The organism is Stenotrophomonas sp. YJH_SMC_8, assembly GCF_059371315.1.
Window position 1 is genome coordinate 275,051 of the sequence record NZ_JCAFUL010000001.1, and the last position, 25,961, is coordinate 301,011.

Below are 25,961 nucleotides of genomic sequence, written 5' to 3' on the forward strand. Positions count from 1 at the left end.
AATGCATGAGCTTGCGTTTTCTTCCCTGGTCCTTTGCCCTCGCGCTGCTGGTCGGCTGCAGCACCGTGTCCGCGCCGCATGTGCAACGCAAGGGCAACCTGTCGCCCACTGCCGAGGCCGGCCAGGCGGCCGAGGTCGCCGCCGATGCCGCCCGTGACGCCCAGGGTGCTCCGCAGGCCGTGATCCGCCGCGGTACCGGCACCATGATCAACCGCGAAGCCGCACGCGCACCGGCACCGGCACTGCATGGCGCCAGCACCGGCGAGGCCACCTTCAACTTCGAAGGCGAATCCGTGCATGCGGTGGTCAAGGCCATCCTGGGTGACATGCTGGGCCAGAACTACGTGATCGCACCGGGCGTGCAGGGCACGGTGACCCTGGCCACGCCCAAGCCGGTGTCGCCGGCACAGGCGTTGAACCTGCTGGAAATGGTGCTGGGCTGGAACAACGCCCGCATGGTCTACAGCGGCGGCCGCTACAACATCGTCGCCGCCGACCAGGCCCTGGCCGGCACCGTCGCGCCGAGTACCGCACCGGCGGCCAGCGCGCGTGGCTTCGAAGTGCGGGTGATCCCGCTGCAGTTCATCTCCGCCACGGAAATGAAGAAGGTGCTGGAGCCGTATGCGCGGCCCAACGCCATCGTCAACGTCGACAGCGGCCGCAACGTGATCACCCTCGGTGGCACCCGCGCCGAGCTGGAAAACTACATGCGCACCGTCGAGATCTTCGACGTCGACTGGCTGTCGGGCATGTCGGTGGGCGTGTTCCCGATCCAGTCGGGCAAGGCCGAGCAGGTCGCTGCCGATCTGGAGAAGGTGTTCGGCGAGGAGAGCAAGACCCCCAGCGCTGGCATGTTCCGTTTCCTGCCGCTGGAAAACGCCAACGCGGTCCTGGTGATCACCCCGCAGGTGCGTTACCTGGACCAGATCCAGCAGTGGCTGGACCGTATCGATACCGCCGGTGGCAGCGCCCGCCTGTTCTCCTACGAGCTGCGTTACATCAAGGCGCGCGACCTGGCCGAGCGCCTCAGTGAAGCCTTCGCCAGCAGCGGCAATCGTGGCGGCTCCAGCCCCGCATCGCTGGCACCCGCCGCGATTCCATCGCAGCTGGGCAGCGACGGCGAGCGCGGCATGGACAGCAACAACAGCAGCAGCTTCGGTTCGACCCCGGGCAGCAGCTCCGGCAGCGGCAACAGCGGCAGCATGAACCTGCCGCAGCGCCAGTCCGGCAACGTCAGCGTCAGCCTGGAAGTGGAAGGCGACCGCGTGGGCGTGTCGGCGGTGGAGGAAACCAACACCCTGCTGGTGCGCTCGACCCCGCAGGCCTGGCGCTCGATCCGGGAAGTGATCGAGAAGCTGGATGTGATGCCGTTGCAGGTGCACATCGAAGCGCAGGTAGCCGAAGTCGCGCTGACCGGAGACCTGAAGTACGGCGTCAACTGGTTCTTCGACAATGCCGTGCTCGGGCAGAAGCTGACCGGCGCCCTGGGCGGCGTGACCCTGCCTGCCGCTGCTGGCGGTTCCTGGAGCAGCTTCGCCGGTGCAGTGACCGGTGGCGAAGGCCTGGGCTGGGCGTTCACCGGGCACAACGGCGCGGCGGTGGTGAGTGCGCTGGACAAGGTCACGGATGTGCGCCTGCTGCAGACGCCTTCGGTGTTCGTGCGCAACAACGCCGAGGCCACGCTCAACGTGGGTGACAAGGTGCCGATCAACACCACCACGGTGAACACCGGCATTGGCACCAGCAGCTACAGCTCGGTGCAGTACATCGACACTGGCGTGATCCTGAAGGTGCGCCCGCGCGTGACCCGCGACGGCACGGTGTTCCTGGACATCGTGCAGGAAGTGAGCAGCGCCTCCGAGGTGCCGGAGAACTGCAACCCACAGGAACGCAACTGCAACCCGCGCATCTCCACCAAGAAGCTGTCGACAGAAGCGGCGGTGCAGAGCGGCGACACCATCATGCTGGCCGGCCTGATCACCGATTCGGCGACCGATGGCAGCAGCGGCATTCCCGGCCTGAGCCGGATTCCGGTGGTGGGCGCCCTGTTCGGGCAGAAGACGCGCACCAGCCGTCGTTCGGAAGTGATCGTGCTGTTGACCCCGAGCATCGTGCGCAACGGCCAGGAAGCACGCACGCTGACCGACGAGTACAGCCAGCGCTTCCGCGCGATGGAACCGCTGAACCAGCCGCGCGCGAAGAAGTAAGGGGTATCGGCCGGGCTGCGCCCGGCACCCGCAGAGGCTCGAGCAACAGCAACAGCAACAGCAACAGCAACAAGCGGATCTTCTGAGGGATGGCGGGGCACTGTGGGTTTGCGGGGACGCCGTGAACCCATCCATGGGGGCTTGGTCGCCGCATCCATGCGGCTCACACCCCGCAAACCCACAGTGCCCCGCCTTCGACAGATTCCCGCGGCCGTTGGTAGGTGTCGACCTTGGTCGACACGGTAGATCCACGCCATGCGTGGATGAATCTCCATCGAAATCGAATATTTAGATATCTGTGATATCTGAGCCGAGCACGGCTCGGCTCTACAGAATGCAAGGCCCGGCAGATCGCAGAAATCTGTCGAAGGCGGGGTGGGTCCGGTTGCGGGGGTGTCCGCGGCATGGATGCCGCGGCCAAGCCCCCAAGGATGGGTTTACGGCGTCCCCCGCAACCGGACCCACCTCGCCAACCCCAGGAACCCAGCTTCTGCTTCGGCTGTTGCTGTTGCTCCGGCCTGAAGCGGGGGCCGGGTGCAACCCGGCCGATACCCTCCCAGTGCTAGGCTGTGGCCACCGACAACCACGGAGGCGGGATGGGGGCGATCGTGTTGTTGCCGCTGTGCGTGGACGATGCTGCGCTCGATCGCTGCCTGGCCGCACTGGATGCCGGCACCGCGCCGGGCACCGCAGTCTGGTTGGCCGACGATGCGCAGACCGGTCCGCGTGCGCAGGCGGTGGTGGAACACTGGCTGGCGCATACGCCGCTGCAGGCCGAATACACCCGCCGCGCGCGGCCGCTGGGTGAAGTGGCGCATCTGGATGAGATGCTGCGCGCCTGCGATGGCCTGGACGTGGCCGTGCTGGCTCCGGACAGCGTGCCGGCACCCGGTTGGCTGCAGCAACTGCAGGACGCTTTCGCCCGCGATGCCGCCATCGCGACGGCAACCCCGTGGTGCAATGCTGGCGAAACCGCCGCGTGGCCACGGTTGGGCGAGATCAATCCCGAGCCCGAGGATGCGGCGCTGCTGGCACAGACCTGCGCTGCCTTGCCGACGCTGCACCCGGAACTGCCATCGGCGGTCACCCATGCGGTGCTGGTGCGTGGCAACGCACGCCGTCGCGCCGGTGGCCTGGATGTGGACAGCTACGCCGGCTGGAACGCGGCCCTGGTCGATCTCAGCCTGCGCATGGCCGGCCTGGGCTGGCGCAACGTGCTGTGCGAGACCGCCTTTGTCAGCCGTGCGGGCGAGGCGGTCAGCCGCGATGGCGACCTTGAGGCGCTGGCTGCGCGCTGGCCTGGCTGGGTGCCGCGCCTGGCCGATTTCCTGATGCACGATCCATTGCACGGGCTGCGCGCCGACCTGCAGCAGCGCATGCGGCAGGCGATAATGCCGAAGGAACAGGGCGACCTGTTCGTTCCTTCCGCGCCGGAGTCACCCGCTTGAATGTTGCCATCGCCGCCATCGTCGTCACTTACCAGAGTGGCAGCACCATCGATGCCTGCCTCTCGCGCCTGCGCCAGGCGCAGGACGTGGCCGAGATCCGGGTGGTCGACAACGGCTCGCTGGATGGCACGCTGGACATCGTGCAACGGCATGCCAGCCACGATCCCCGTGTGCGTTTTGTCGGCAATCCTGACAATCCAGGCTTTGCCGCTGCCAACAACCAAGGGGTGGCAGATTCGCACAGCCCTTGGCTGGCCTTCATCAACCCGGACCTGATGGTGGAGCCCGATACCCTGGCTGAGCTGCGCAGCCGTGCCGAAGGGGTGGGTGATTGCCTGCTGGGTGTCGAGCAGCTGGACGAGCATGGCCATGCCGACGAGGCGGTGCGCCGTCGTGATCCGGATTTCCTGTTGATGCTGCGTTCGCCGGGTAGAGGCTCGAAGCTGGCGGTCCCGCGCGACCCCCAGCAGCCGCTGCAGCGGGTGCCGGCACTGTCCGGTGCGCTGCTGATGATGCCGCGTGCGCTGTTCGACCGCATCGGTGGCTGGGACGCTGGCTACCGCCTGCACGCCGAAGACCTGGACCTGTGCCGGCGCGCACGTGAGGCTGGCGCGGTGGTGGCGATCGCCAACGACCTGCAGGTCACCCATGTGCGTGGTGTCTCCAGCCGCTCACGACCGTTCTTCGTTGAATGGCACAAGCACAAGGGCCTGTGGCGCTATTTCCAGAAGTTCGAAGCGAAGCAGCGTTCGCTGCCGGTGCGTGCCGCGGTATGGGGCGCGATCTGGGCCCACGCCGTGATGCTGGTGCCGCGCCTGCTGCGCCGGTCCCTGTAGAGCCGAGCCCGCGCTCGGCCACACCAGATCCGTCGGTAGATCCACGCCATGCGTGGATGGGGTGCCCGATCGGTAGCGCCGAGCCCGCGCCCGGCTGCATGGATGGGTCATCCATGCATGGAGTGGATCCACTGGTGGCGCCCACGGTTCACTCCGCCGGGCGCATAATCCGCCCCATGGCTATCATCCAGTCCCTGCTCGACACCGACCTGTACAAGTTCACCATGATGCAGGCGGTGCTGCACCAGCACCCCGGCGCCCAGGTGCAGTACCGGTTCAAGTGCCGCACCCCCGGCATCGACCTGGCCCGCTACATCGACCAGATCGACGAAGAGATCGACCACCTGTGCAGCCTGCGTTTCAGCAGCGCGGAACTGGACTACATGCGTGGGCTGCGCTTCGTGAAGCCCGACTTCGCCGATTTCCTCGGCCTGTTCCACCTGGACCGCAAGTACATCCAGCTGCGTGCGTCGAAAACCGTGCCGGGCGAGATTGAACTGGACATCACCGGTCCCTGGCTGCACACCATCCTGTTCGAGGTGCCGCTGCTGGCGATCATCAACGAAGTCTGGTTCCGCAACACCACCACGCCTGACTTCGCCGAGGGCGAACGCCGCCTGCAGGCCAAGGCCGCGCTGCTGCGCGATACCCCCGGTTTCGAACAGTGCCGCATTGCCGACTACGGCAGCCGCCGCCGCTACTCGCGCGACTGGCACGCGCGCCTGCTGCCATTGCTGCGTGATGCACTCGGCCCGCAGCTGGTGGGCACCAGCAACGTGCACTTCGCCCGCCTCTATGGCATGACCCCGCACGGCACGATGGCGCACGAGTACCTGCAGGCGTTCCAGGCGCTGGGCCCGCGCCTGCGTGATTCGCAGGTGGCGGCACTGGAATCGTGGGCGCGCGAGTACCGGGGCGACCTGGGGATCGCGCTGTCCGACGTGGTCGGCCTGGACGCGTTCCTGCGCGACTTCGACATGTATTTCTGCAAGCTGTTCGACGGTGTGCGCCATGACTCCGGCGATCCGTTCGACTGGGGCGACCGCATGCTGGCGCACTTCCAGCAGCGCCGGGTCGACCCGCGCAGCAAGGTCCTGGTCTTCAGCGACGGCCTGGACATCGCCAAGGTCATGCGCCTGTACGACTACTTCCGTGGTCGCTGCCAGGTCGCGTTCGGCGTCGGCACCCACCTGACCAATGATCTGGGCCCGACGCCGCTCAACATCGTCATCAAGATGGTCCGCTGCAACGGCCAGCCGGTGGCCAAGCTCAGCGATTCGCCGGGCAAGAGCATGTGCGACGACCCCGGTTACCTGGCTTACCTGCGCCAGGTCTTCGAGCTGCCGCAGCCGGCGTAACCGCGCCGGCCTTCAGTGCTGCTTACAGGTAGTCGACAACGACCAGGTAGGCGCCCTGCAACGGCTGCTGCTTCGAGGCCTGCACGCTGTAGCGCTCGGAGAAGGCGATATCGCCGGCGCGCATCGCGCTGGCCGACACCGACAGCTTCTGCCCCTGGCGCTTGCCATCGCGCAGCGTTGCGGCCTGGCCATCGGCCAGCGCCGTCACAGCCACCGTCGAGCCCTTGGCGGATGGCGGGCAGGCCGCCAGGCTCAGCTCGCCCTGGGACAGGTTGGTCGTGCAGCCCGGTTCGACGATGCGGCCGCTGAAGCGGATGCTGCCGCTGCTGGCCTGGGCCACGGCACTGATGGACATCAGGGCCACGCACAGCAGAAGGGAGGTTCTCATGGCACGTTCTCTGGTTCGGTGTGTCCTAGTTAGCGACAGCTTCGATCAGCCTTTAATAGGACGATTCCGAATCTGCTAGGCCCATCACCAAGAAAGAGTGATGCGCATCAAAGAAGCCGATTTCCACCTGAAAAAGGCCTGTTTCCGTGCATGCCGAACGCGCCACCCGAAGCGTCATCCAAGGTCGTTTCCGACCTGATCCGGCGACCGTCAAATCCCCGCACCTTTGAGGCCATCATTTCGCCTAACACGTCACATTTGTAGCGTCAATGAATTGGCGTTCAGAAAAATAATGAGACTTTCATCACACTTGTGCATATACTTGCGTCACGGATTCAGGGGAACGTATGTCCGAATCCGGCCACAGGTGAGACGCAAGGATGGGTCTTGTTCGCCCGGCAGTGCTCCTTGCTTCCTCCTCTACTTCCATCTCTTCAGTAGGGTTAGGTAAAAGCGAATGCACAAGATCAACCTCATCGCCGCTCTGATGCTGGCCGCCGCTCCGCTGGCCGCCAACGCCGCCGACGGCACCATCACCTTCACCGGCAAGGTGACCGACAAGACCTGCACCATCTCGACCCCGGGCGGCAAGGACTTCGCCGTCAACCTGCCGACCGTGTCGAAGAACACGCTGGCCGCCGCCGGCAACGTTGCGGGCCGTACCCCGTTCGCGATCAACCTGACCAAGTGCAGCGCCGGCAACGTCGCTACCTACTTCGAGCCGGGTTCGACCGTTGACTTCAACACCGGCCGCCTGCTGAACCAGGCCTCGGCCAACGCTGCCACCAACGTGCAGCTGCAGCTGCTGGGCTCGAACAACCAGGTCCTGCCGATCAAGGCTGCAGGCGCTGGCCAGGCCCAGACCAACTCGCAGTGGGTCACCGTCGGCACCGACGGCTCGGCCGACCTGAACTACTACGCCGAGTACTACGCCACTGCCGCCGCCACCCCGGGCGACGTCACCAGCAGCGTCAAGTACACGATCATCTACAACTGATCGCAGCCGTACCCGCATTGGCCGGCGTACGCGCCGGCCAGTGCCTCGCGGCCTCTGGCCCCATACCTCGAGCGTAGTACTTCCGATGAAAGCATTCTTTCCCCGGGCGCTGCTGCTGGCAGCGTTCACGCTGCCCTTCTGCCAGAACGCTCTGGCCGGCGTGGTGGTCAATGGCACGCGGGTGATCTACCCGGCGCAGGCGCGCGAAGTCACCGTGCAGGTCGACAACGTCGGCGACTCGCCCGCCCTGGTCCAGGCCTGGATCGACAGTGGCGACGCCAACCAGACCGCCGATACCAGCGACGCCCCGTTCGTACTGACGCCGCCGATCGCGCGCGTCGAACCGGGCCGCAGCCAGGCGCTGCGCGTGATCTTCTCCGGCGCGCAGCTGCCGACCGACCGCGAGTCGGTGTTCTGGCTCAACGTGCTGGACGTGCCGCCGTCGCCGGACAACGCCGACAGTGGCGACCAGAACTACCTGCAGGTCGCGTTCCGTTCGCGCCTGAAGCTTTTCTACCGGCCGCAGGGCCTGAAGGGCGTCGCCAACGACGCGCCGGCAGCGCTGCGCTGGACCCGTTCGGGCGACCGTCTGCGGGTGGAAAACCCAAGCCCCTTCCACGTCACCCTGGCCGAAGTGCATGCCGTGACCGGCAGCACTGAAAAGGCTGTCGAGGACAAGGGCGCAATGGTCGCGCCGAAGCAGAGCCTGGAGTTCGCCGCACCGGCGGGCACCGACCAGGTCCGCTTCATCACCATCAACGACTACGGCGGCCGGGTGGAACACACGATCCGCCTCGGCAGCACCGGGGGCTGAACGCGCCGCGCTGGCCCACGGCCCGCGCATCCCGCCACCGCCGCCGTGCGGCGAACTGAAGGAATGTCAGTGTGATCGGAAACAGATTGACATTGTCGATCCATCAGGCGCTTTGCCTGCTGGTTGCTGGCGTGGCCTGCCCAGGATGGGCGCTGGCTGCTCCGGCCAATCTCGGCGAACAGGCGCTGATGGCGCAGAGTGGTGCGGCCAATGCGCGTGCCCCGGAATCGGCCCAGTTCAACTCCAGCTTCCTGTCTGGCCAGGCCAAGCAGGTCGATCTGGCGGCCTTCAGCAACGGCAACCCGATGGTGGCCGGCAACTACCGTGTCGACGTCTACGTCAACGGAGCCTGGCAGGGCCGCCGCGACCTGCAGTTCAAGGCCGATGCGCAGGGCCGCGTAGACGCCTGCCTGCCGCTGCCGATGCTGGAAGAAATGGGCGTGGACAGCGAGGCCGTGCTGTTGCAGCAGGACCCGTCCGTGCCGACCGACAAGACCACTTGCGTGCCGGTCCAGCAGCGCATGGCCAATGCCTATGGTGTCTACGACAGCGGCAACCTGCGCTACGACCTCAGCATCCCGCAGGTGTTCCTGCGCCGCGAGGCGCGTGGCTACGTCAACCCGGCACTGTGGGACCGTGGCATCAATGCCGGCTTCGTCGGCTACAGCTTCAATGCCATCGACAGCGACAGCCGCGTCGAAGGCGGCCAGCGCAACCGCAGTGCCTACCTGGGCCTCAACGCGGGCCTCAACCTGGGCGGTTGGCAGTTCCGCCACGACTCGAACCTGACCTGGTCCGAGGGCGACGGCCGCCATTGGCAGAGCATCGCCACCTATGCGCAGCGCGGCATCCCGCAGGTGCGCGGCATGCTCACCATTGGTGAGGCCTACACCACCGGCGAGCTGTTCGATTCGATCGGTTACCGCGGCGCCAGCCTGGCCAGCGACGACCGCATGCTGCCCGATTCGCTGCGCGGTTACGCGCCGGTCGTGCGCGGCATCGCCGAGACCAACGCGCGCATCGAAGTGCGCCAGAACCAGCAGCTGATCTATTCCTCGACCGTATCGCCGGGCAGCTTCGTCATCGACGATCTTTATCCGACCGGCTATGGCGGCGACCTGGAAGTAAGCGTGATCGAGGCCGATGGCCGTCGCCGCGAGTTCAAGGTGCCGTTCGGTTCGGTGCCGCAGATGCTGCGCGAAGGCGTGTCGCGCTACTCGCTGACCGCAGGCCAGGTGCGCAACAAGCTGCTGGCCGATGAGCCGTGGCTGGTGCAGGGCACCTACCAGCGCGGTATCGGCAACCAGCTGACCCTGTACGGCGGCAGTGCACTGAGTGATGGCTACCTGTCGCTGCTGTACGGCGTCGGCCTGTCCACGCCGGTCGGCGCGTTCGCCGCCGACGTCACCCATGCGCGTACCTCGTTCGACCACTACGGCAACCACACCGGTGCCAGTGTGCGCCTGAGCTACAGCAACATGATCGGCGAGACCGGGACCAACCTGACCCTGGCCGCCTACCGCTACTCGACCGAGGGTTTCTACAGCCTGCAGGACGCACTGTACGGTCGTGATTCGGACAAGCGTGGCATCGATCCGACCACCCGCGGCCGCCAGCGCAGCCAGTTCCAGGTGACGCTGAACCAGCCGCTGGGTCGTCGCGGCGGCGCGCTGTACCTGACCGGTTCGGTGCGCGACTTCTACGATCGTCCCGGCACCTCCAAGCAGTACCAGGTTGGCTACAACAACGCCTGGCGCTCGGTGAACTACGGCTTCTCCGCGCTGCGTACCGAAGAGGGCGTGCTGGGCCGTTCCGATACCCAGTACCTGCTGTCGATGAGCGTGCCGCTGGGCCGTGGCACCCACCCGGTGTCGTTCAGCGCCGACCTCGGCGTGCGCGACCGCGATGGCTACGACAACAGCCGCGTCGGCATCACCGGTTCGGCCGGCGTCGACAACAACTTCAGCTATGGCGCAGCCCTGTCCGACTCGCGCGAGGGTGGCACCACCGCGGTCGGCAACGTCGAATACCGCAGCCGCTACTCCGCGTTGAACGCCACCTACAGCCACTCGCGTGATTTCCGCCAGGCCTCCGTCGGTGCCAACGGCAGCGTGGTCGTGCATCCGGGTGGCTTCACCTTCACCCCGCAGCGTGGCGACACCATGGTGCTGGTGGAAGCGCCGGGCGCGCGCGATGCCATCGTCAGCAACGCACCGGGCCTGCGTGTCGATGGCCGCGGCTACGCGGTGGTCCCGTACGTGTCGCCGTACCGCCTCAACACCGTCACCCTCGACCCGCAGGGCATGGCCCACGACGTCGAACTGGAGAGCACCAGCCAGGCGATCGCGCCGTTCGCCGGTGCCATCAGCTACCTGCGCTTCGATACCCGCAAGGGCAACGCGCTGCTGATCCAGGTACGCAACCCTGATGGCCGCACCATGCCGTTCGGTGCACAGGTCAAGGACGAGCAGGGCCAGCCGGTGGGCATGGTCAGCCAGGGCGGCCGCCTGTACGTGCGCAGTGAAAAGAACCAGGGCCGCCTGCTGGTGGAGTGGGGCGCAGGTGCCGACCAGCGCTGCACCGTCGATTACCAGGTTCCGGCGGACGCCGATGCGTCCAAGACCGGCTTCATCCCGCTGGAGGCAGCATGCCGATGATTTCTTCCCGTGGTCGCAAAGTGCTGGCCGCAATGGCACTGCTGGGCAGTGTGTTGATGGCGCAGCAGGCCAGCGCGGCCTGCCGCATCCAGATCAACGGTTTCGTTGCCCAGGATGTGCAGATGGACATGGGCCAGATCGTGATTCTGCCGAGCACCCCGGTGGGTGGCGTGATCAAGGAAATCAGTGTGCCGATCAACCAGCAGAACAGCGTCGCCCGCTGCGACTATTGGTATGGCGGCAGCTCGACCGGCGAGTATGTCAATGCCCCGCAGAAGCGGCCAGTGGCCGGCTTTGCCAACGTCTACGAGACCGGTGTTGCAGGCGTGGGTATCCGACTGTTCCGCGACTCCGGCGCGATCCAGACCTACTACCCGCATTCCATCAACTTCGGTGCCAACTCCACCATCTCGCTGATCGGTGGCCAGTTCCGCATCCAGCTGATCAAGACCGCCGCGCAGACCGGTTCGGGGGTGATCGCACCCAATGGCCGCTTCACTACCTATTACTTCGATGGGGATGGTCCCAGCCGCCCGGTACTGACCTCGACCTTCAGGGGCTCGGGCACCACCGTGGTCAGCCCGACCTGCGAAGTGCAGGCCGGCAGCCGCAACATCGCGGTCGATTTCGGCAGCGTGGCCAACACCACCTTCACCGGCGTCGGCTCGCGCGCGGTCGACCGTGACTTCGAGATCCGCCTGAACTGCCAGGGCAGCAACGTGGCCGCCTACCAGAGCAAGATCGGCATCCGCCTGGATGCCGATCAGGACAGCTCGAACATGCCCGGCGTGCTGAAGCTGAGCGCAGCCACCAACAGCGCCACCCGCATCGGCATCCAGATGGTCCAGCGCGACGGCAGCACCGAACGCGAGGTGCGCTTCGGCCAGACCATCAGTGTCGGCACGACCACTACCGGTACCAGTGTCATGAGCCTGCCGCTGCGGGCCCGCTATGTGCAGACCCAGGCCGGCACCGTCGGTGCCGGCACCGCCAACGGGCAGGCGACGTTCACGATCCAGTACGAGTAGTACGCGCTTTCCATTGCTGAGTTTCGAGCCTCACGTCGCCCGTTCCGCGGGCGGCGTTGACTGCGTCTTGATCCCGCAAACGTGAAGATCAGGGCTATCATTGCCGTACAGAAACATGAATGTGATGTACGTCATGAAAGTGACCTCCTTTTCACCGCAGCGCCTCCACTGCCGGGCTTTCCGCCCGGTTGAGGGGCAATGAAAGGATCCGGCGTGCCTGCGACCCACCTTGCCATTGCCGGATTGCCCGCCGAGTTCGTCGAGATGCGCAGCGGAGGCCTGTACTGGGTGGTGGCTGCCGGCAGCGCGCCGACGGACCTGCTCGGCGCCGGCGTGCTGGCAACGGCCGAGGCACTGGACGAGGCCGTGCTGGTCACGCTGGGGCGCGGGGCCGAATCGATGCTGGCGCTGCTGCCTGCCGACCAGGGGCCGGCCCGCCTGCGGCTGTTCCAGCGCTCGCACCACGGCATGCAGCAGGCGTTGCGCGGGCTGACCGGCGATCTGCCGCGCACCGCCTCGGCGCGCACCCGGCTCAGCCTGGTGCAGTTCCCGGTGGCGGCGCTGGACGGCTGGGATGATGCCCGGCTGGCACGCTGGTGCCAGCAGCTGCAGGAATGGGCCGGGCAGGCGCAGCAGGTGCTGCTGTTGCTGTGCCACGGCGAAGTGGCGACCCTGGCCCCGCGCCTGTTGTCACTGAGCCGGAACTGCGCCGGTGTGGCCCAGCTGCATCCGCATCGTGGTGCCCTGCAGCTGCTGCTGCATTACTGGTCCAACAGCCATGGCGTGGTGGCCCAGCGATCATTCGGCGTCGAGCAGGAAAGCCGCGGGCTGCGCCACCTGGCCGAGGCCGATGCCGCCGAGACTGGGATCGATGCGACCAGTGGCAGCGACCGCGATGTCTTCCTGGCCCAGGCCGAAGTACTGGAAGGTGCGCCGCCGTTGTCGGCGGCCTGGCGCCTGTATGACGGCTGGGCCGGATTGCTGCCGGCCGCGCTGCAGGCGCGCGAGGCCACCGTGGTGCTGGCCATCGACGAGAATGCCAAGGTGGATGCACTGGCCCGCCTGCTGCACCGCCTGCGTCGAGAACGTGGCAATGCGCTGAAGCTGGTGGTGCGCGAGCTGCAGCCCTGCCTGCGCTACGCCGATGAGCGGCTGCTGATGCAGTGCGGTTGCAGCCTGGTGGTGCCGTCAGCGACGCCTTTGCCGCGACTGCTGACCCTGCTGGAAACCGTGCAGCGGCAGCGTTGGCAGGGCCAGCTGGCGGAAGAACCAGAGCCGCTGATCCGTTCGCATCGACCGCCATCGGTGAGTGGCCTGGTCAGCGCCGCACGCTTCCGCCAGATCGCAGGTGATCGCATCGACCAGGACGGCAGTGCGGTGGAAAGCGCCGTGCTGGCGCTGCAGCCGGTGGCCGGCCTGCGTGCCGAGCAGACCCTGCAGCAGCTGCGCATCCGCCGCCAGGGCGATCTGGCCTGTGTCTACCGCGGGCAGGTACGCCTGTTCCTGTTTGGTTGCCGGCGTGATGCGGTCGAGCAGGCCCTGGGCAATCTGTTCCGCCTGCCCTGGCGCGAGCTGTTCGATGGCTACCAGCGCCTGGCCGAGTACGACATTGCAGCGATGAACGCCCGCAGCAGCGATCCGGAGGCCGAGGTACTGCCCGAAGCACCCGCGACCCTGCCGGCCGTGGCCCCGGCGCTCGAGGCGCCTGTTTTCACCGCCCCGAAGCCGCTGCGACTGGGAGATCGCGCATGACCACCGACCAGCAACTCTGGACCCTGATCGTCGCCTGCGCGCTGGTGATGATTCCCTTCGGAGCCATGCTCGGCACGCTGTGGCGCGGGCTGCGCCGCCGTGTCGCGCGCTGGCTGCCACCCCGCCATCTGCGCCGCGCCGGTGTACGCCAGCGTGCGCCGCGGAGGGCTGCATGAGTCCACAGATGGCACCCGCATCTCCCTTCGCCTGGGCCGACCTGCGCGGCTGGAACCTGTATTTCCTGTCCAAGGTGGTACTGGCCTGGATGGGCGCGCTGGATCTGAAGATCCTGCCCAACCTGCTGTTCCTTGGCGCACTGCTGATTCCACTGCGCTGGCGCTGGGCACGCATCGCGCGCACCGTCGTCGCGATACCGGTGGGCGTGGCCCTGTACTACCAGGACACCTGGTGGCCGCCGTTCCGGCGCCTGTTGGTGCAGCCTGGCGTGCTCGACTTCTCGGCGGACTACTGGCTCGAGCTGGCCCAGCGCTTCATCAACTGGCAGATGGTGGCGGTGCTGGCGATGCTGGTGCTGGCCTACGTACTGCTCAAGCCGTGGCTGCGCATCACCACCCTGAGCGTGCTGGGCATGCTTGGCCTGGCTGTGATGGCGATACCGATGCCGGCGGGCTGGAACTGGGGGCAGGATACCGCCACCGCGGCCACCGCCAGCGCCGCAGGCACCTCGGGTGGCGGCCTGCCGCCGGCCAACAACGAGACGCTCAATGCATGGCTGGCCAGCTTCTACCAGCAGCAGGCCAGCCTCAAGACCAGCTTCCCGGCACCGGGCAGCGGCGCGCCGTTCGACGTCATCATCCTCAACATCTGCTCGCTGGCATGGAGCGATCTGGATGAAGTGGGGCTGCGCCAGAACAACCTGCTCGATCACATGGACGTGGTGTTCGACGACTTCAACTCGGCAACCGCCTACAGCGGCCCGGCGGCGATCCGCCTGCTGCGCGCCAGCTGTGGCCAGACCTCGCATACCGCGCTGTTCGATCCGGTGCCGGCCGAATGCCAGCTGTTTTCGAACCTTCAGCATCTTGGCTTCCAGAGCGAGCTGGCGATGAACCATGACGGTCACTTCGACGATTTCATCGGTGAACTGCACCAGTTCGGCGGGCTGCAGGCGCAGCCGATGGACATCAGCGCATTTCCCAAAGCGCTGGTGGCGTTCGACAAGTCGCCGCTGCGCCGCGATGGCGATGTGCTGATGGCGTGGTGGAAACAGCGGCTGGCCGGGTCCAGCCAGCAGGTGGCGCTGTTCTACAACACGATCTCGCTGCACGATGGCAACCGCATCGTCGGCGCCGATGGCCGTTCGAATGCCGCCGACTACAAGGCACGTGCGGAAATGGTGCTGGGCGACATGGCCGGTTTCGTCGATGCGGTGGAGAAGAGTGGTCGCCGCGCGATGATCGTGGTGGTGCCCGAGCATGGCGCGGCCCTGCATGGCGACCGCATGCAGATTCCGGGCATGCGTGAGATCCCCAGCCCGTCGATCACCCACGTGCCGGTGGGCGTGAAGCTGATCGGCATGGGCGCGCCGGCGGCCGGCGGCCCACGTCATGTCCCCGAGCCGAGCAGCTACCTGGCGGTGTCCGAGCTGGTGTCGCGCGTGTACGCGCTCAATGCCCAGTCGCCGCCGAGCGAGCGCAACTGGGACAGCCTGCTGAAGGGGTTGCCGCAGACACCGTCGGTATCGGAGAACGAAGGCGCCAAGGTCATCGAGTACGCCGGCAAGCCCTGGCTGCAGCTGCAGGGCAGCCAGACCTGGAGCCCCTACCCGGAGGAGGCGCGCTGATGCCTGCCGACATTCTTGCCGTGCCGGTCACGCTGTCCGTGGAAGAGGATGACATCGACCTGCTGCGCCGCAGCCTGGGCATGCCGGGGTTGCCCTACGTGGACTTCTCGGCCCAGCAGGAACGTGCACGGGCGCTGGCGCGCTGGCCGTTGCTGGCCGTTGCTGGCCGAACTGGAGCCGCGCCGATGAGCACCATGTTGTCGCTGCAGGGCATCCATGGCGGAACCGGCGTCACTACGGTGCTTGCCGCGCTGGGCCAGGGCCTGCACGCCCAGGGGCAGCGCGTGCTGCTGGTCGAATGCAGCCCGGACCAGATGCTCGGCCTGCACCTGGGCCTGCCTGCCGACGTGGACAACGGTTGGGCGCGCGCGCAGCTGGACGGTACGGATTGGCGTGATGCCGCCTACGCCATCGCAGCAGGACTCGCGGTGCTGCCCTACGGTCGTGTCGACGCCGAGGCCGCGATGCACATCGAACAGCAGCTGCAGCAGGCACCGGCCACCTGGGCCGAACGCATTCCACTGCTGGAGGCCCAGTTCGACTGGATCCTGTTCGATCTGCCGCAGCGCCTGCCGGCGCACGCTGCGGCCATCAACCAGCACGCACGCTGCACGCTGCCGCTGCGCCTGGCCTGTGTCGATCCGGTCAGCCATGTGTTCCTGCAACGGCAGCCGGATGACACCCGCCTGCTGCTGGCCAACCGCTATGACCCGGTCATTCCGGTGCAGCGCGACCTGATGCAGCTGTGGCTGCACGCGCACGGCGCGCGGCTGGTGCCGCAGCCGCTGCACGAGGATGCGCGGGTACCCTCCGCATTGGCCAGCAAGCAGCCACTGGGCCGCTATGCGACCGATTCGCTGGCTGCTGCCGATGTCGATGGCCTGGTGCTGTGGTGCCTGGCGGAGGCCGCACGGCGCCAGGCCACGGCGGGGGCACGCTGATGGGCGCCCGCGTCTACTACCTGGGCTGGGGGCGCCTGCGCGAACGCGTGCATGCGTCCTGGCCGACACGGTCGCTGCTGTGGCTGCTGCAGTGCGTGGGCTGGGCGTTCCTGCGCCTGGAAGGGCCGGCGTGGCAGGCGCAGGCCCCGCGCCTGCGCAACGCCTTCCCGCAGATCCAGGGCGACCGTCGCTGGCGCCCGGGCGATCCGCTGCGGTTGCTGATCCAGGCCATGTGGCTGTCGGTGGTGCGGTTGGTACCGCAGCCTTCGCTGAGGCGGCAGCGGTTGGCCCAGGCCCGGCGCGAACGCATTGCCGAACTGCGTGGCGCGGCCGGTCGTGGCCGCCTGCGCTATCTGCGCGCCATGCGCGATGCGCCCAGTGAATTCTGGAACAGCCGCGTGGCGGCCTGGTTCGGCCGGAAGATGGGCAGCCTGTCGCCACGTTCGCGGCACCTGCTGACCCTGCTGGTCGGGTTGGCCACGCTGGGGCTGGCGGCGCTGTGCATCACCCAGCCGTTCACCTATCTGGCGCAGTTCGTGTTCGTCGTACTGCTGTGGGTCATCGCGCTGCTGGTGCGGCGCATGCAGGGGCGCTATGCGACGCTGGTGCTGGTGGTGCTGTCGATCACCGTGTCCTGCCGCTACCTGTGGTGGCGCTACACCGCCACGCTGAACTGGAACAGTACCTTCGACCTGGTCTGTGGCGTGGTGCTGCTGGCGGCGGAAACCTATTCGTGGCTGGTGCTGATGCTGGGCTACGTGCAGGTGGCCTGGCCGCTGCGTCGCCGCCCGGCGCCGTTGCCGGCCGACATCCGCCAGTGGCCGACGGTGGATGTGCTGATTCCCACCTACAACGAAGACCTGGCGCTGGTGCGGCACACCGTGTACGCAGCAATGGGCCTGGACTGGCCGGCCGACAAGCTGCGCATCCATATCCTCGATGATGGCAAGCGCGAAGAATTCCGCGCATTCGCCGAGCATGCCGGGGTCAACTACATCACCCGCTCGAACAACCATCACGCCAAGGCCGGCAATCTCAACCACGCCCTGACCCTGATCGACGGTGAGCTGGTGGCCATCTTCGACAGCGATCACCTGCCGGTGCGTTCGTTCCTGCAGATCACCTGCGGCTGGTTCCTGCGCGACCCGAAACTGGCGCTGGTGCAGACCCCGCACCACTTCTTCTCGGCCGATCCGTTCGAACGCAACCTGCAGGTGTTCCGCAGCGACCCCAACGAAGGCGAGCTGTTCTACGGCCTGGTGCAGGACGGCAACGACCTGTGGAACGCGGCGTTCTTCTGCGGTTCCTGCGCGGTACTGCGGCGCGAGGCCATCGATGCCATCGGCGGGTTTGCCACCGAGACCGTCACCGAAGATGCGCACACCGCGCTGCGCCTGCATCGCAAGGGCTGGAACTCGGCCTACCTGCGCATTCCGCAGGCGGCCGGCCTGGCCACCGACAGCCTCGGCGCGCACGTCAACCAGCGCATCCGCTGGGCACGCGGCATGGTGCAGATCTTCCGCATCGACAACCCGCTGCTGGGCAAGGGCCTGAGCCTGTTCCAGCGCTTCTGCTACGCCAACGCGATGCTGCATTTCCTGGCCGGTATTCCGCGCCTGGTGTTCCTCACCGCGCCGCTGGCGTTCCTGCTGCTGCACGTCTACATCATCTATGCGCCGGCGCTGGCCATCCTGCTGTTCGTGGTGCCGCACATGGCCCACGCCAGCCTTACCAACGCACGCATCCAGGGCAAGTACCGGCGGCCGTTCTGGGGCGAGGTGTACGAGACGGTGCTGGCCTGGTACATCGCACGGCCCACCACCGTGGCACTGTTCAGTCCGGGCCGCGGCAAGTTCAACGTCACCGACAAGGGCGGCACCCAGGCCGGCGATCGATTCGACTGGCGCGTGGCGCAGCCCTATCTGGTGCTGGCGCTGCTGAACGTGCTCGGCCTGTGCTTTGCCGTGTGGCGCTTCATGCACGGGCCGCTCGATGAACGCGGCACGGTGGTCGTCAGTTCGTTGTGGGTGCTGTACAACCTGCTGATCATCGGCGGTGCGCTGGCGGTGGCCGCTGAAGTGCAGCAGGTGCGGCGCACGCACCGCGTCACCACCCACCTGCCGATGGCGCTGCAGGTGCCCGATGGCCGCCGCCTGCGCGGCGTGCTGCAGGACTACTCCAACGATGGCGTAGGCGTTGAACTCGGCGAAGACGCACAGCTGGCCGAAGGCCAGCGCGTGCAGGTACTGCTGGGGCGGGGCCGCCGCGAGTTCGCGTTCCCGGCGCGGGTGCAGCGCACGATCGGCCAGCGACTGGGCCTGCTGCTGCTGTTCGAGGACGAACGCCAGCGCGTGGAGTTCGCCCAGTGCACCTTCGCCCGCGCCGATGCCTGGCTCGACTGGCACGCCGGTTACCAACCCAAGAGCCTGCCGCGCAGCCTGTGGAGCGTGCTGGTCCTGGGCTGGCGCGGCTATCGGCGGATGGGTGATTTCGCGCCGTTCGACCTTGACCGCCCGGCACACTGGAACCGTCGCCTGCTGCGATGGCTGGCCAGCTTTGCTCCGCAACGTCCGCTTCCTTCCCACCCGGCTGACCCAGCCGCTGATCCAGGGCTTCGTCCATGACCCTTCCGTCCTCTCTGCGTTGGCTGCTGCTGCCCCTGCTGGCCCTGCCCGTGGCGCCAGGCAACAGCGCGCCTGCTCCGGCACCGGTCGCCCCTCCCACCACAGCGCCTGCCGCGCCGCCGGTGCCGAGCGTGCCGGCCGCACCCGCCACCACTCCCGCCGCCGGTACCGAGCCCGCGCTGGCGCAGACCTGGACGGGCAGCGCCTGGCCCTGGCAGCGGCAGAACACCTTTGCTCAGCTGGGGCGGCGCCAGGACACGCTGCTGTCGGGGGTGCGCAATGCCACCACCTTCGAGTTCCAGGTCCGCCGCGACCGCCTGGTCCGCGATGCGGAACTGGATCTGAGCTTCACGCCGTCACCGTCGCTGCTGCCGACCCTGTCGCACCTGCGGGTCTACCTCAACGACGCGATGATGGGCGTGGTGCCGATCAGCAACGACCAGCTGGGCCGCCCGGTGCAGGCCAAGCTGCCGCTGGACGCACGCCTGATTGCTGATTTCAACCAGGTCCGCCTGGAGTTCGTCGGCCACTACACCGACATCTGCGAAGAGCCGACGCACAGCTCGCTGTGGGTCAACCTGTCCAGCAACAGCACGCTGCGCCTGGGTGGCCAGCCGCTGGCGATGCAGGACGACCTGGCCAACTTCCCGCTGCCGTTCTTCGATCCGCGCGATACCGCACGGCTGGAACTGCCGGTGGTGTTCGCCGCCGCACCGAGCCTGGCGCAGCAGCGCGCGGCAGCGGTGATGTCCTCGTACTTCGGCAGCCTGTCCGGCTGGTGGCGCCAGGCGCGCTTCCCGGTCAGCTTCGGCACGCTGCCGGACAAGGGCCACGCGGTGGTGCTGGCGGTCAACGGCAGGTTCCCGCCGGTGATCGCCAACCATGCCCCGGTGAAGGGCCCGATGATCGAACTGATGTCGCTGCCGGAGGATCCGCAGCGCAAGCTGCTGCTGGTGCTGGGCCGCAACGATGACGACCTGCAGAAGGCGGTGGCCGCGATGGCGGCCGGCAACGTGCTGTTCCGCGGCCGCCAGGTCAGCGTCGACGAGATCAAGCCACTGGCCCCGCGCAAGCCGTACGACGCGCCGAACTGGGTACGTACCGACCGCGCCGTCCGCCTGGCCGAACTGCTCGACTACCCGCAGCAGTTGCACGCCAACGGTGTGTCACCGCAGCCGATCACGGTCAATCTCAACCTGCCGCCGGACCTGTTCATCTGGCGCAACCAGGGCATTCCGCTGAACCTGCGCTACCGCTACACGCCGCCGTTCGGCAGCGATGAGTCGCGGCTGGGCGTGGCGATCAACGACCAGTTCATCTCCAGCTTCCCGCTGGTGCGCCGCAACGGCAAGCAGGGCCTGGAGGAAATCCGCCTGCCGGTGCTGGCCGGCGATGCCGGTGCCGACGACGGGCGTCTGCTGATTCCGGCGCTCAAGCTGGGCGACCGCAACCAGCTGCGCTTCGATTTCAACTTCGCCAGCGTGATGGGCAGTGCGCAGCGCGACCACTGCCAGACCGTGCTGCCGCCCAACCTGCAGGCAGCGATCGAAGAGGACTCGACCATCGACTTCTCCGGGTTCCATCACTACATGGGCCTGCCGGACCTGTCCGCATTCGCACTCAGCGGTTTCCCGTTCACCCGCATGGCCGATCTGTCCGAGACCGTCGTGCTGGTGCCGCCCAGCGCCAGCGAAGCACAGGTCAGCCTGCTGCTGAACCTGATCGGTGGGCTGGGCGTGCAGAGTGGCTACCCGGCCTATGGCCTGCGCCTGTCCGATGACTGGAAGCAGGCCAGCGCACTGGATGCGGACCTGCTGATGCTGGGCGCCTTGCCGGCGGAGCTGCGCGGCAGCCAGCAGCTGTCGCTGCTGATCGACGACCAGCGCACGCGCCTGCTCAACGGCCAGTCGCCGTCGCCGCAGCAGGCGATGGAACAGGCCCGCCGTGGCAGCCGCGATGGCGACCCGGCGGTGACCGAAGTAGCAGTGAGCGCGCAGGCACCGTTTGCCGCGATCATCGGCATGCAGTCGCCGAAGCATGCGCAGCGCAGCATCGTTTCGCTGGCCGCCAGCAATGCCGCCGACTACGGCCTGCTCGACGATGCACTCAGCGATACCGGCAAGCGCGAAGCCATTGCCGGTTCGGTGGCGATCCTGCGTACCTCGGGCATCCACAGCCAGTTCGTCGGCGATCACTACTACGTTGGCGCGCTGCCGTGGTGGCTGCTGCTGTGGTACCACCTGGCCGACCACCCGGCACTGCTGGCGGTGCTGGCGACGCTGGTGGTGCTGATGGTCGCTTTCCTGCTGTGGCGCACGCTGCGCTGGGTCGCGGCCAAGCGCCTGGACCCGGGGCACTGATGGCACGTACGCGGCATCCGCTGGTCACCGCTTCCGGCCTGGTCCTGTTGGGACTGGCCGGTGCCGGGCCCTGCGCGGCGCAGGCCCTGCCCGATACACCGGGCGGAACCGTCGCCGAGCAGCGCCAGTGGCTGCTTCAGCAGGTGCGCATCGGAGAGGCCACCGGTCGCCAGAGCCTGATCGAAGACGCGCTGGCGCGGCTGCGCATGCTGGCGCCGGATGATCGCGGCACGCTGGTGGCGATCCTGGAAGTGCAGCTGTCGCAGCAGAAGCTGCAGGATGCCGAGGCGACCCTGAAGCGCCTGCGCGAGATCGGCACGGGCACCCGTGAACTGGCCGCCGGCGAGCGCCTCTGGCAGGCCTATCGCGGTGACCTGCAGCAGGATCTGCAGCAGGCGCGGCTGTTCGCTGCCGGTGGTCGCAGCGCCGAAGCGCTGGCGATCTACCGGCGCCTGTTCAACGATGATCCACCCGGCCTGCAGCTGGGCCTGGAGTACTGGCGCCTGCGCGGCGCCCAGGCGGATGGGCGTGCACAGGCGATCCGCGCGCTGGGCGAACTGGACCGCAGCTATCCCGGCAATGTGCCATTGCTGCAGGCGCTGTCACAGATGCTGTTCGCTGCCGGCCGCGATGCCGAGGCGCTGGCCGCGCTGCAGCGCATGGGGCGTAATCCGGAAGCCCGCGGCATGGCGGCGGACGCCGAGTGGGCCTACCTGAAGGATCAGCCGGCCGACGACCGCAGCGTGCGCCGGCTGCAGGACTTCATCACCCGCAACCCGACGTTTGCTGACATCGCATTGGTGCGCGAGCGCTACACCGACCAGCACAAGCGGGTCAGTGACCCGGCGTGGCGCGCCGGCCTGCGTGGCCAGCAGTTGCTCGACGCAGGCCGCAATGAAGAGGCCGAGCGCGCTTTCCTGCAGGCGCTGCGCGGCTATCCGCGCGAGCCCGATCTGCTGGGTGGGCTGGGCATGGCACTGATGCGCCAGGGCCGCCGCGAGCAGGCCATCAACTATTTCCAGCGTGCGGTGCAGGCCACCCCGGCCGGTGACAGCAACGACAAGTGGCGTGACCTGATTGCCAGTACCCGCTACTGGCTGCAGCTGGACCAGGCCGATGCGGCGCTGGCCGCCGGCCGGCTGGACGAGGCCGAGCGCCTGTATGCGCAGGCGCGTCGCCAGCAGCCCCGCGACGTCAATGCTGCACTGGGCCTGGTCGACGTGGCCGTGGCCCGCGGCGATGACGCCGCAGCCGAACGCCAGTTGCAGGTTGCCCGGCGGATGGCGCCCAACGATGCCAACGTGATCCGCAAGCTGGTGCAGCTGTACGGCCGAACCGATCCGCAGCGGTTGGAAGCCTTCATCAACGCATTGCCCGCTGCCCAGCGCAGGCTGTATGCCGAAGATCTGCGCCAGCTGCAGATCAGTCGACTGCGTGAGCGCCGCGAGCAGGCGTTGGCTGCCGGCGATGCAACCACTGCAATCACGCTGGGACAGCAGCTGCGCGGCGAACTGCCGGGCGATGCCTGGCTGGCCTATGCGCTGGGCAACGAGCTGCGCGCCGCCGGCCGGCAGGACGAGGCCGACGCGGTGGTGGCCGACATGGCCATGCACAACAACAGTGCCGAAGCGCGCTACGCGCAGGCGCTCTATCTGTCGGGATCCGATCGGCTGCCGCAGGCGCTGGCGGTGCTCGATGCGCTGCCGCAGGCGCAGTGGGACGATGACATCCGCGCGCTGTCGGCGCGCCTGCAGCGGCAGCAGCTGGTCGATCATCTGTGGGATCTGCGTGCGCAGGGCAGGGAGGCCGAAGCCATCGCGCTGCTGCAGCAGCAACCGCCCAGCACCGACAACGATCTGCTGATGGCCGAATGGGCGCGCCTGCGTGGCGATCATGCGCAGGCGCTGCACTACTACCAGCGCGTGCTTGCTGCACAGCCGGACAATGTGGATGCGCAGCTGGGTCAGGTACAGGCCTGGATCGGCACCGGCGATCTGGCCAGCGCACGCCGCCAGATGCACGACGCACCGCCGGCAGTGGACGATGCCGAGATCGGCCAGCAGCGCCAGCTCGCCACCATCTGGACCGACCTGCGCGAGGACAGGAAGGCCCTGGCGATCCTGCGCGCGCTGCTGGCGCGCAAGACCGGGCCCGATGCACAGTCCTGGCGTGACGCGGCACGACTGGTGCGCCGCGATGATCCACAGCAGGCGCTGGACATGTACGCGCAGGCGATGGCCGACAACGGCCTGTTGGCTTCCAGCCAGGCCACGCCACGCGACAACCGCGCGCTGACCCTGGCCAGCCGCGAGACGGCCGGCGATGACTGGTTGCGGCGCAGCCTGCGCAGCGACGTGGAAACCCTGTACCAGCAGGAGAATCCCACCCTGACGGTGATGCAGGACACCGGCCGCCGCAGTGATGGAACTCCGGGCATTTCGCGGCTGTCGCGTGATACCCGCATCGCGCACCTCGACGCACCGTTCGCCGGTGGCCTGGGCTGGGCGCGCATCGAGCAGGTGAGCTTCGATGCGGGCCGCTTCCAGACCGACGGAAACGGCGCCTACGACGAGGATTTCGGCAGCTGCGACCTGGATCTGCTGCAGGCCGACAACAGCCGCCTGCGCGCACCGGGTTGCACCCGTTTCGTCCATCAGCGGCGGACGTCCGGCGCCGGCTTCGCCGTTGGCTGGCGCACCCTGGATGACCGTTGGAACTTCGATATCGGCCACACCCCGTCCAACTACGTGGTCGGTAACTGGCTCGGCGGTGTCACCCTCAATGGTGACCTCGGGCGCTTCGGCTGGGGGGCCACGGTGTCGCGGCGGCCGATGACCAATTCGCTGCTGTCGCAGGCCGGTGCCGTTGATCCGCGCAGTGGCATTGCCTGGGGCGGGGTCACCGCCAACGGCGTGACCTTCAGCCTCGGCTACGACCAGGGCGGCCGCGATGGCGTATGGTCGAACTGGAGCTGGCATCGGCTGACCGGCCACAACGTGGTCGGCAACACCCGCGCACGCGCGATGGTGGGCTGGTACCACAAGCTGATCCAGCGCCCCGACATGCGGCTGGATGTGGGCACCACCGCGATGTACTGGCGCTACCAGAAGGACCTGGGCGGCTACTCGCTGGGCCAGGGTGGCTACTACAGCCCGCAGCGCTATGCGTCGCTGAGCCTGCCGGTCAGCTTCGCCTGGCGCAACGACGTATGGTCGGTGCGCGTGGATGGTTCGGTCAGCGTGTCCAGTGCGCGCACGTCCTCGATCAGCCGCTTCCCCGACCAGGCCTTGATCGAGCGCGTGATCGAACAGCTGGAGCCGCAGTATGGCCCGCTGCGGCTGGACGAGGCCGGCCTGTATATCGGCGACAGCAGGAGCACAGGCACCGGCTACCGCCTGTACGGCGCGGTCGAGCGCCGCCTGGGCGACCACTTCGTGCTGGGTGCCGCCGGCACCCTGCAGCGCAGCCGCGATTTCTCGCCGAATTCGTTCCAGCTCTACCTGCGCTACACCTTCAAGCCCTGGCAGGGAAACCTGCCGTTGCCCGTATCGCCACTGGTGCCGTATGGCGAGTTCCGCTGACCTGCAGCGCCGGCGCCTGCTGCAGGTGGCCGCCACGCTGCCGCTGCTTGGCTGGCGCAGTGCGCAGGCCGCGCCCGCACCGCGCTGGCCGGCGTGGCAGGTACTGGTGGACAGCAGCCTGAGCCGCGATGGACGCATGATCGATCGCAGCCAGGACGATCAGCGCAGCACCTCCGAAGGCCAGTCCTATGCGTTGTTCTTCGCCCTGGTCGACAACGACCAGGCGCTGTTCGACCGCGTCTTTGGCTGGACCCAGGACAACCTCGCCGAAGGCGACATGGGCAAGCGCCTGGCCGCCTGGTTGTGGGGGCGGGATGGCAAGGGAAGCTGGCGGGTACTGGATGACAACCCGGCCTCGGACTCCGATCTGTGGCTGGCCTATGCACTGCTGGAAGGTGCGCGGCTGTGGCGCCGTCCCGCGTTGAAGGCCATCGCCGAGGGCATGCTCGCGCAGGTGCGGGCACGCGAGATCGTGGACCTGCCCGGGCTCGGCCCGATGCTGTTGCCGGGCCCACAGGGATTCACCGAAGGGGACGCCACGCGGGTCAACCCCAGCTATCTGCCACTGCCGCTGCTGCGCCGCTTTGCGGTGGAGGATCGCAGCGGGCCGTGGCAGGCGCTGGCGCGCAACAGCGTGCAGCTGTTGCAGCAGACCAGCCCAAACGGGTTCGCACCGGACTGGGCGGCGTGGAAAGGCGATCGCTTCGTCGTCGATCCGGTGCGCGGTGCGGTCGGCGGCTACGATGCCATCCGCTGCTACACCTGGGCGGGCATGACCGCACCGCGCGATCCGTTGTTCCGTGCGCAGCTGGCGGCCCTGTCCGGGCCGCTGCAGCGCCTGCGCAGTGGTGCGCCGATGTGGGAGAAGATCGACACCCGCAGTGGCCAGGGGCAGGGCGAAGGCAACTACGGATTCCGCGCGGCACTGCTGCCGTATCTGATCGCGCAGGGCGAAGCGGAGCGTGCCGATGCATTGTTGGCCAGCCTGCCCAGTGCGGAGCAGCAGCGTGCTGACGCACCGGCCTATTACTCGCAGATGCTGGCGCTGTTCGGTCGAGGCTGGGCCGAGGGACGCTGGCGTTTCGCCGCCGACGGCCGCCTGCTGCCGCGCTGGTAGCTGCAGTGCTGGGGGGTCGGATCCCGTTGCATCGCAATGGGATCTGACC

General features: G+C 67.6%; 17 protein-coding genes. 16 read left to right on the forward strand and 1 reads right to left on the reverse strand.

The window, feature by feature from the left end; genetic code table 11:
• The first annotated feature begins 5 nt into the window (after positions 1–5).
• From gspD to pncB, 4 genes are all read left to right on the forward strand, one after another.
• A complete protein-coding gene (gene gspD / locus AC5P88_RS01230; RefSeq protein WP_495224066.1) occupies positions 6–2,207 on the forward strand; it encodes a type II secretion system secretin GspD in 2,202 nt (733 codons plus the stop codon).
• Positions 2,208–2,803: 596 nt separating this feature from the next.
• Positions 2,804–3,655, forward strand: coding sequence for a glycosyltransferase family 2 protein (locus AC5P88_RS01235; protein WP_111113692.1), 852 nt, complete (start codon positions 2,804–2,806; stop codon positions 3,653–3,655).
• Positions 3,652–4,491 (forward strand): glycosyltransferase family 2 protein, encoded by an 840-nt coding sequence (locus AC5P88_RS01240; RefSeq protein ID WP_495224067.1) that lies wholly within the window; start codon positions 3,652–3,654, stop codon positions 4,489–4,491. Before AC5P88_RS01235 ends, AC5P88_RS01240 begins: the two co-directional genes overlap by 4 nt.
• A 176-nt stretch (positions 4,492–4,667) precedes the next feature.
• Positions 4,668–5,849, forward strand: coding sequence for a nicotinate phosphoribosyltransferase (gene pncB / locus AC5P88_RS01245; protein ID WP_106549183.1), 1,182 nt, complete (start codon positions 4,668–4,670; stop codon positions 5,847–5,849).
• Between the two features lie 22 nt (positions 5,850–5,871).
• Here the strand turns inward: pncB and AC5P88_RS01250 are convergent, their stop codons facing one another.
• The gene (locus tag AC5P88_RS01250; RefSeq protein ID WP_033834854.1) at positions 5,872–6,237 is read right to left on the reverse strand and encodes a hypothetical protein; all 366 of its coding nucleotides are present in this window, start codon (positions 6,235–6,237) and stop codon (positions 5,872–5,874) included.
• 457 nt (positions 6,238–6,694) lie between these two features.
• Between AC5P88_RS01250 and AC5P88_RS01255 the strand changes: the two genes are divergently transcribed.
• From AC5P88_RS01255 to bcsZ, 12 genes are all read left to right on the forward strand, one after another.
• Positions 6,695–7,234: a fimbrial protein gene (locus tag AC5P88_RS01255; protein WP_033834853.1), complete on the forward strand. Its 540-nt coding sequence runs from the start codon at positions 6,695–6,697 to the stop codon at positions 7,232–7,234.
• An 85-nt stretch (positions 7,235–7,319) separates the two neighbouring features.
• A complete protein-coding gene (locus AC5P88_RS01260; RefSeq protein ID WP_049402407.1) occupies positions 7,320–8,048 on the forward strand; it encodes a fimbrial biogenesis chaperone in 729 nt (242 codons plus the stop codon).
• Positions 8,049–8,140: 92 nt separating this feature from the next.
• Positions 8,141–10,705: a fimbria/pilus outer membrane usher protein gene (locus AC5P88_RS01265; protein ID WP_495224151.1), complete on the forward strand. Its 2,565-nt coding sequence runs from the start codon at positions 8,141–8,143 to the stop codon at positions 10,703–10,705.
• Complete coding sequence (locus tag AC5P88_RS01270) at positions 10,696–11,733, forward strand: fimbrial protein (protein ID WP_049402403.1); 1,038 nt, start codon at positions 10,696–10,698, stop codon at positions 11,731–11,733. Before AC5P88_RS01265 ends, AC5P88_RS01270 begins: the two co-directional genes overlap by 10 nt.
• A 213-nt stretch (positions 11,734–11,946) precedes the next feature.
• Positions 11,947–13,485 (forward strand): BcsE family c-di-GMP-binding protein, encoded by a 1,539-nt coding sequence (locus tag AC5P88_RS01275; RefSeq protein ID WP_111113687.1) that lies wholly within the window; start codon positions 11,947–11,949, stop codon positions 13,483–13,485.
• Complete coding sequence (gene bcsF / locus AC5P88_RS01280; protein ID WP_033836073.1) at positions 13,482–13,661, forward strand: cellulose biosynthesis protein BcsF; 180 nt, start codon at positions 13,482–13,484, stop codon at positions 13,659–13,661. Before AC5P88_RS01275 ends, bcsF begins: the two co-directional genes overlap by 4 nt.
• Positions 13,658–15,289 carry a cellulose biosynthesis protein BcsG gene (bcsG, locus tag AC5P88_RS01285; protein ID WP_495224068.1) on the forward strand — a complete coding sequence of 544 codons (1,632 nt, stop codon included), beginning with the start codon at positions 13,658–13,660 and terminating at the stop codon, positions 15,287–15,289. Before bcsF ends, bcsG begins: the two co-directional genes overlap by 4 nt.
• Positions 15,289–16,230: a cellulose biosynthesis protein BcsR gene (bcsR, locus tag AC5P88_RS01290; RefSeq protein ID WP_495224069.1), complete on the forward strand. Its 942-nt coding sequence runs from the start codon at positions 15,289–15,291 to the stop codon at positions 16,228–16,230. Before bcsG ends, bcsR begins: the two co-directional genes overlap by 1 nt.
• On the forward strand, positions 16,230–18,854 hold the full coding sequence (gene bcsA / locus AC5P88_RS01295) for a UDP-forming cellulose synthase catalytic subunit (RefSeq protein WP_495224070.1): 2,625 nt from the start codon (positions 16,230–16,232) through the stop codon (positions 18,852–18,854). The genes bcsR and bcsA overlap by 1 nt, the downstream gene beginning before the upstream one ends.
• A complete protein-coding gene (gene bcsB / locus AC5P88_RS01300; protein WP_495224071.1) occupies positions 18,851–21,214 on the forward strand; it encodes a cellulose biosynthesis cyclic di-GMP-binding regulatory protein BcsB in 2,364 nt (787 codons plus the stop codon). Before bcsA ends, bcsB begins: the two co-directional genes overlap by 4 nt.
• On the forward strand, positions 21,214–24,795 hold the full coding sequence (gene bcsC / locus AC5P88_RS01305; RefSeq protein WP_495224073.1) for a cellulose synthase complex outer membrane protein BcsC: 3,582 nt from the start codon (positions 21,214–21,216) through the stop codon (positions 24,793–24,795). Before bcsB ends, bcsC begins: the two co-directional genes overlap by 1 nt.
• Complete coding sequence (bcsZ, locus tag AC5P88_RS01310; protein ID WP_495224075.1) at positions 24,779–25,912, forward strand: cellulose synthase complex periplasmic endoglucanase BcsZ; 1,134 nt, start codon at positions 24,779–24,781, stop codon at positions 25,910–25,912. The genes bcsC and bcsZ overlap by 17 nt, the downstream gene beginning before the upstream one ends.
• Positions 25,913–25,961 lie beyond the last annotated feature (49 nt).

Coding starts and splice junctions, on each gene's coding strand:
- pncB (WP_106549183.1), top strand. CDS start 4,668: ATGGCTATCATCCAGTCCCTGCTCGACACCGACCTGTACAAGTTCACC.
- bcsG (WP_495224068.1), top strand. CDS start 13,658: ATGAGTCCACAGATGGCACCCGCATCTCCCTTCGCCTGGGCCGACCTG.
- bcsB (WP_495224071.1), top strand. CDS start 18,851: ATGACCCTTCCGTCCTCTCTGCGTTGGCTGCTGCTGCCCCTGCTGGCC.
- AC5P88_RS01235 (WP_111113692.1), top strand. CDS start 2,804: ATGGGGGCGATCGTGTTGTTGCCGCTGTGCGTGGACGATGCTGCGCTC.
- AC5P88_RS01260 (WP_049402407.1), top strand. CDS start 7,320: ATGAAAGCATTCTTTCCCCGGGCGCTGCTGCTGGCAGCGTTCACGCTG.
- gspD (WP_495224066.1), top strand. CDS start 6: ATGAGCTTGCGTTTTCTTCCCTGGTCCTTTGCCCTCGCGCTGCTGGTC.
- bcsF (WP_033836073.1), top strand. CDS start 13,482: ATGACCACCGACCAGCAACTCTGGACCCTGATCGTCGCCTGCGCGCTG.
- bcsZ (WP_495224075.1), top strand. CDS start 24,779: ATGGCGAGTTCCGCTGACCTGCAGCGCCGGCGCCTGCTGCAGGTGGCC.
- AC5P88_RS01255 (WP_033834853.1), top strand. CDS start 6,695: ATGCACAAGATCAACCTCATCGCCGCTCTGATGCTGGCCGCCGCTCCG.
- bcsA (WP_495224070.1), top strand. CDS start 16,230: ATGGGCGCCCGCGTCTACTACCTGGGCTGGGGGCGCCTGCGCGAACGC.
- bcsR (WP_495224069.1), top strand. CDS start 15,289: ATGCCTGCCGACATTCTTGCCGTGCCGGTCACGCTGTCCGTGGAAGAG.
- AC5P88_RS01250 (WP_033834854.1), bottom strand. CDS start 6,237: ATGAGAACCTCCCTTCTGCTGTGCGTGGCCCTGATGTCCATCAGTGCC.
- AC5P88_RS01270 (WP_049402403.1), top strand. CDS start 10,696: ATGCCGATGATTTCTTCCCGTGGTCGCAAAGTGCTGGCCGCAATGGCA.
- bcsC (WP_495224073.1), top strand. CDS start 21,214: ATGGCACGTACGCGGCATCCGCTGGTCACCGCTTCCGGCCTGGTCCTG.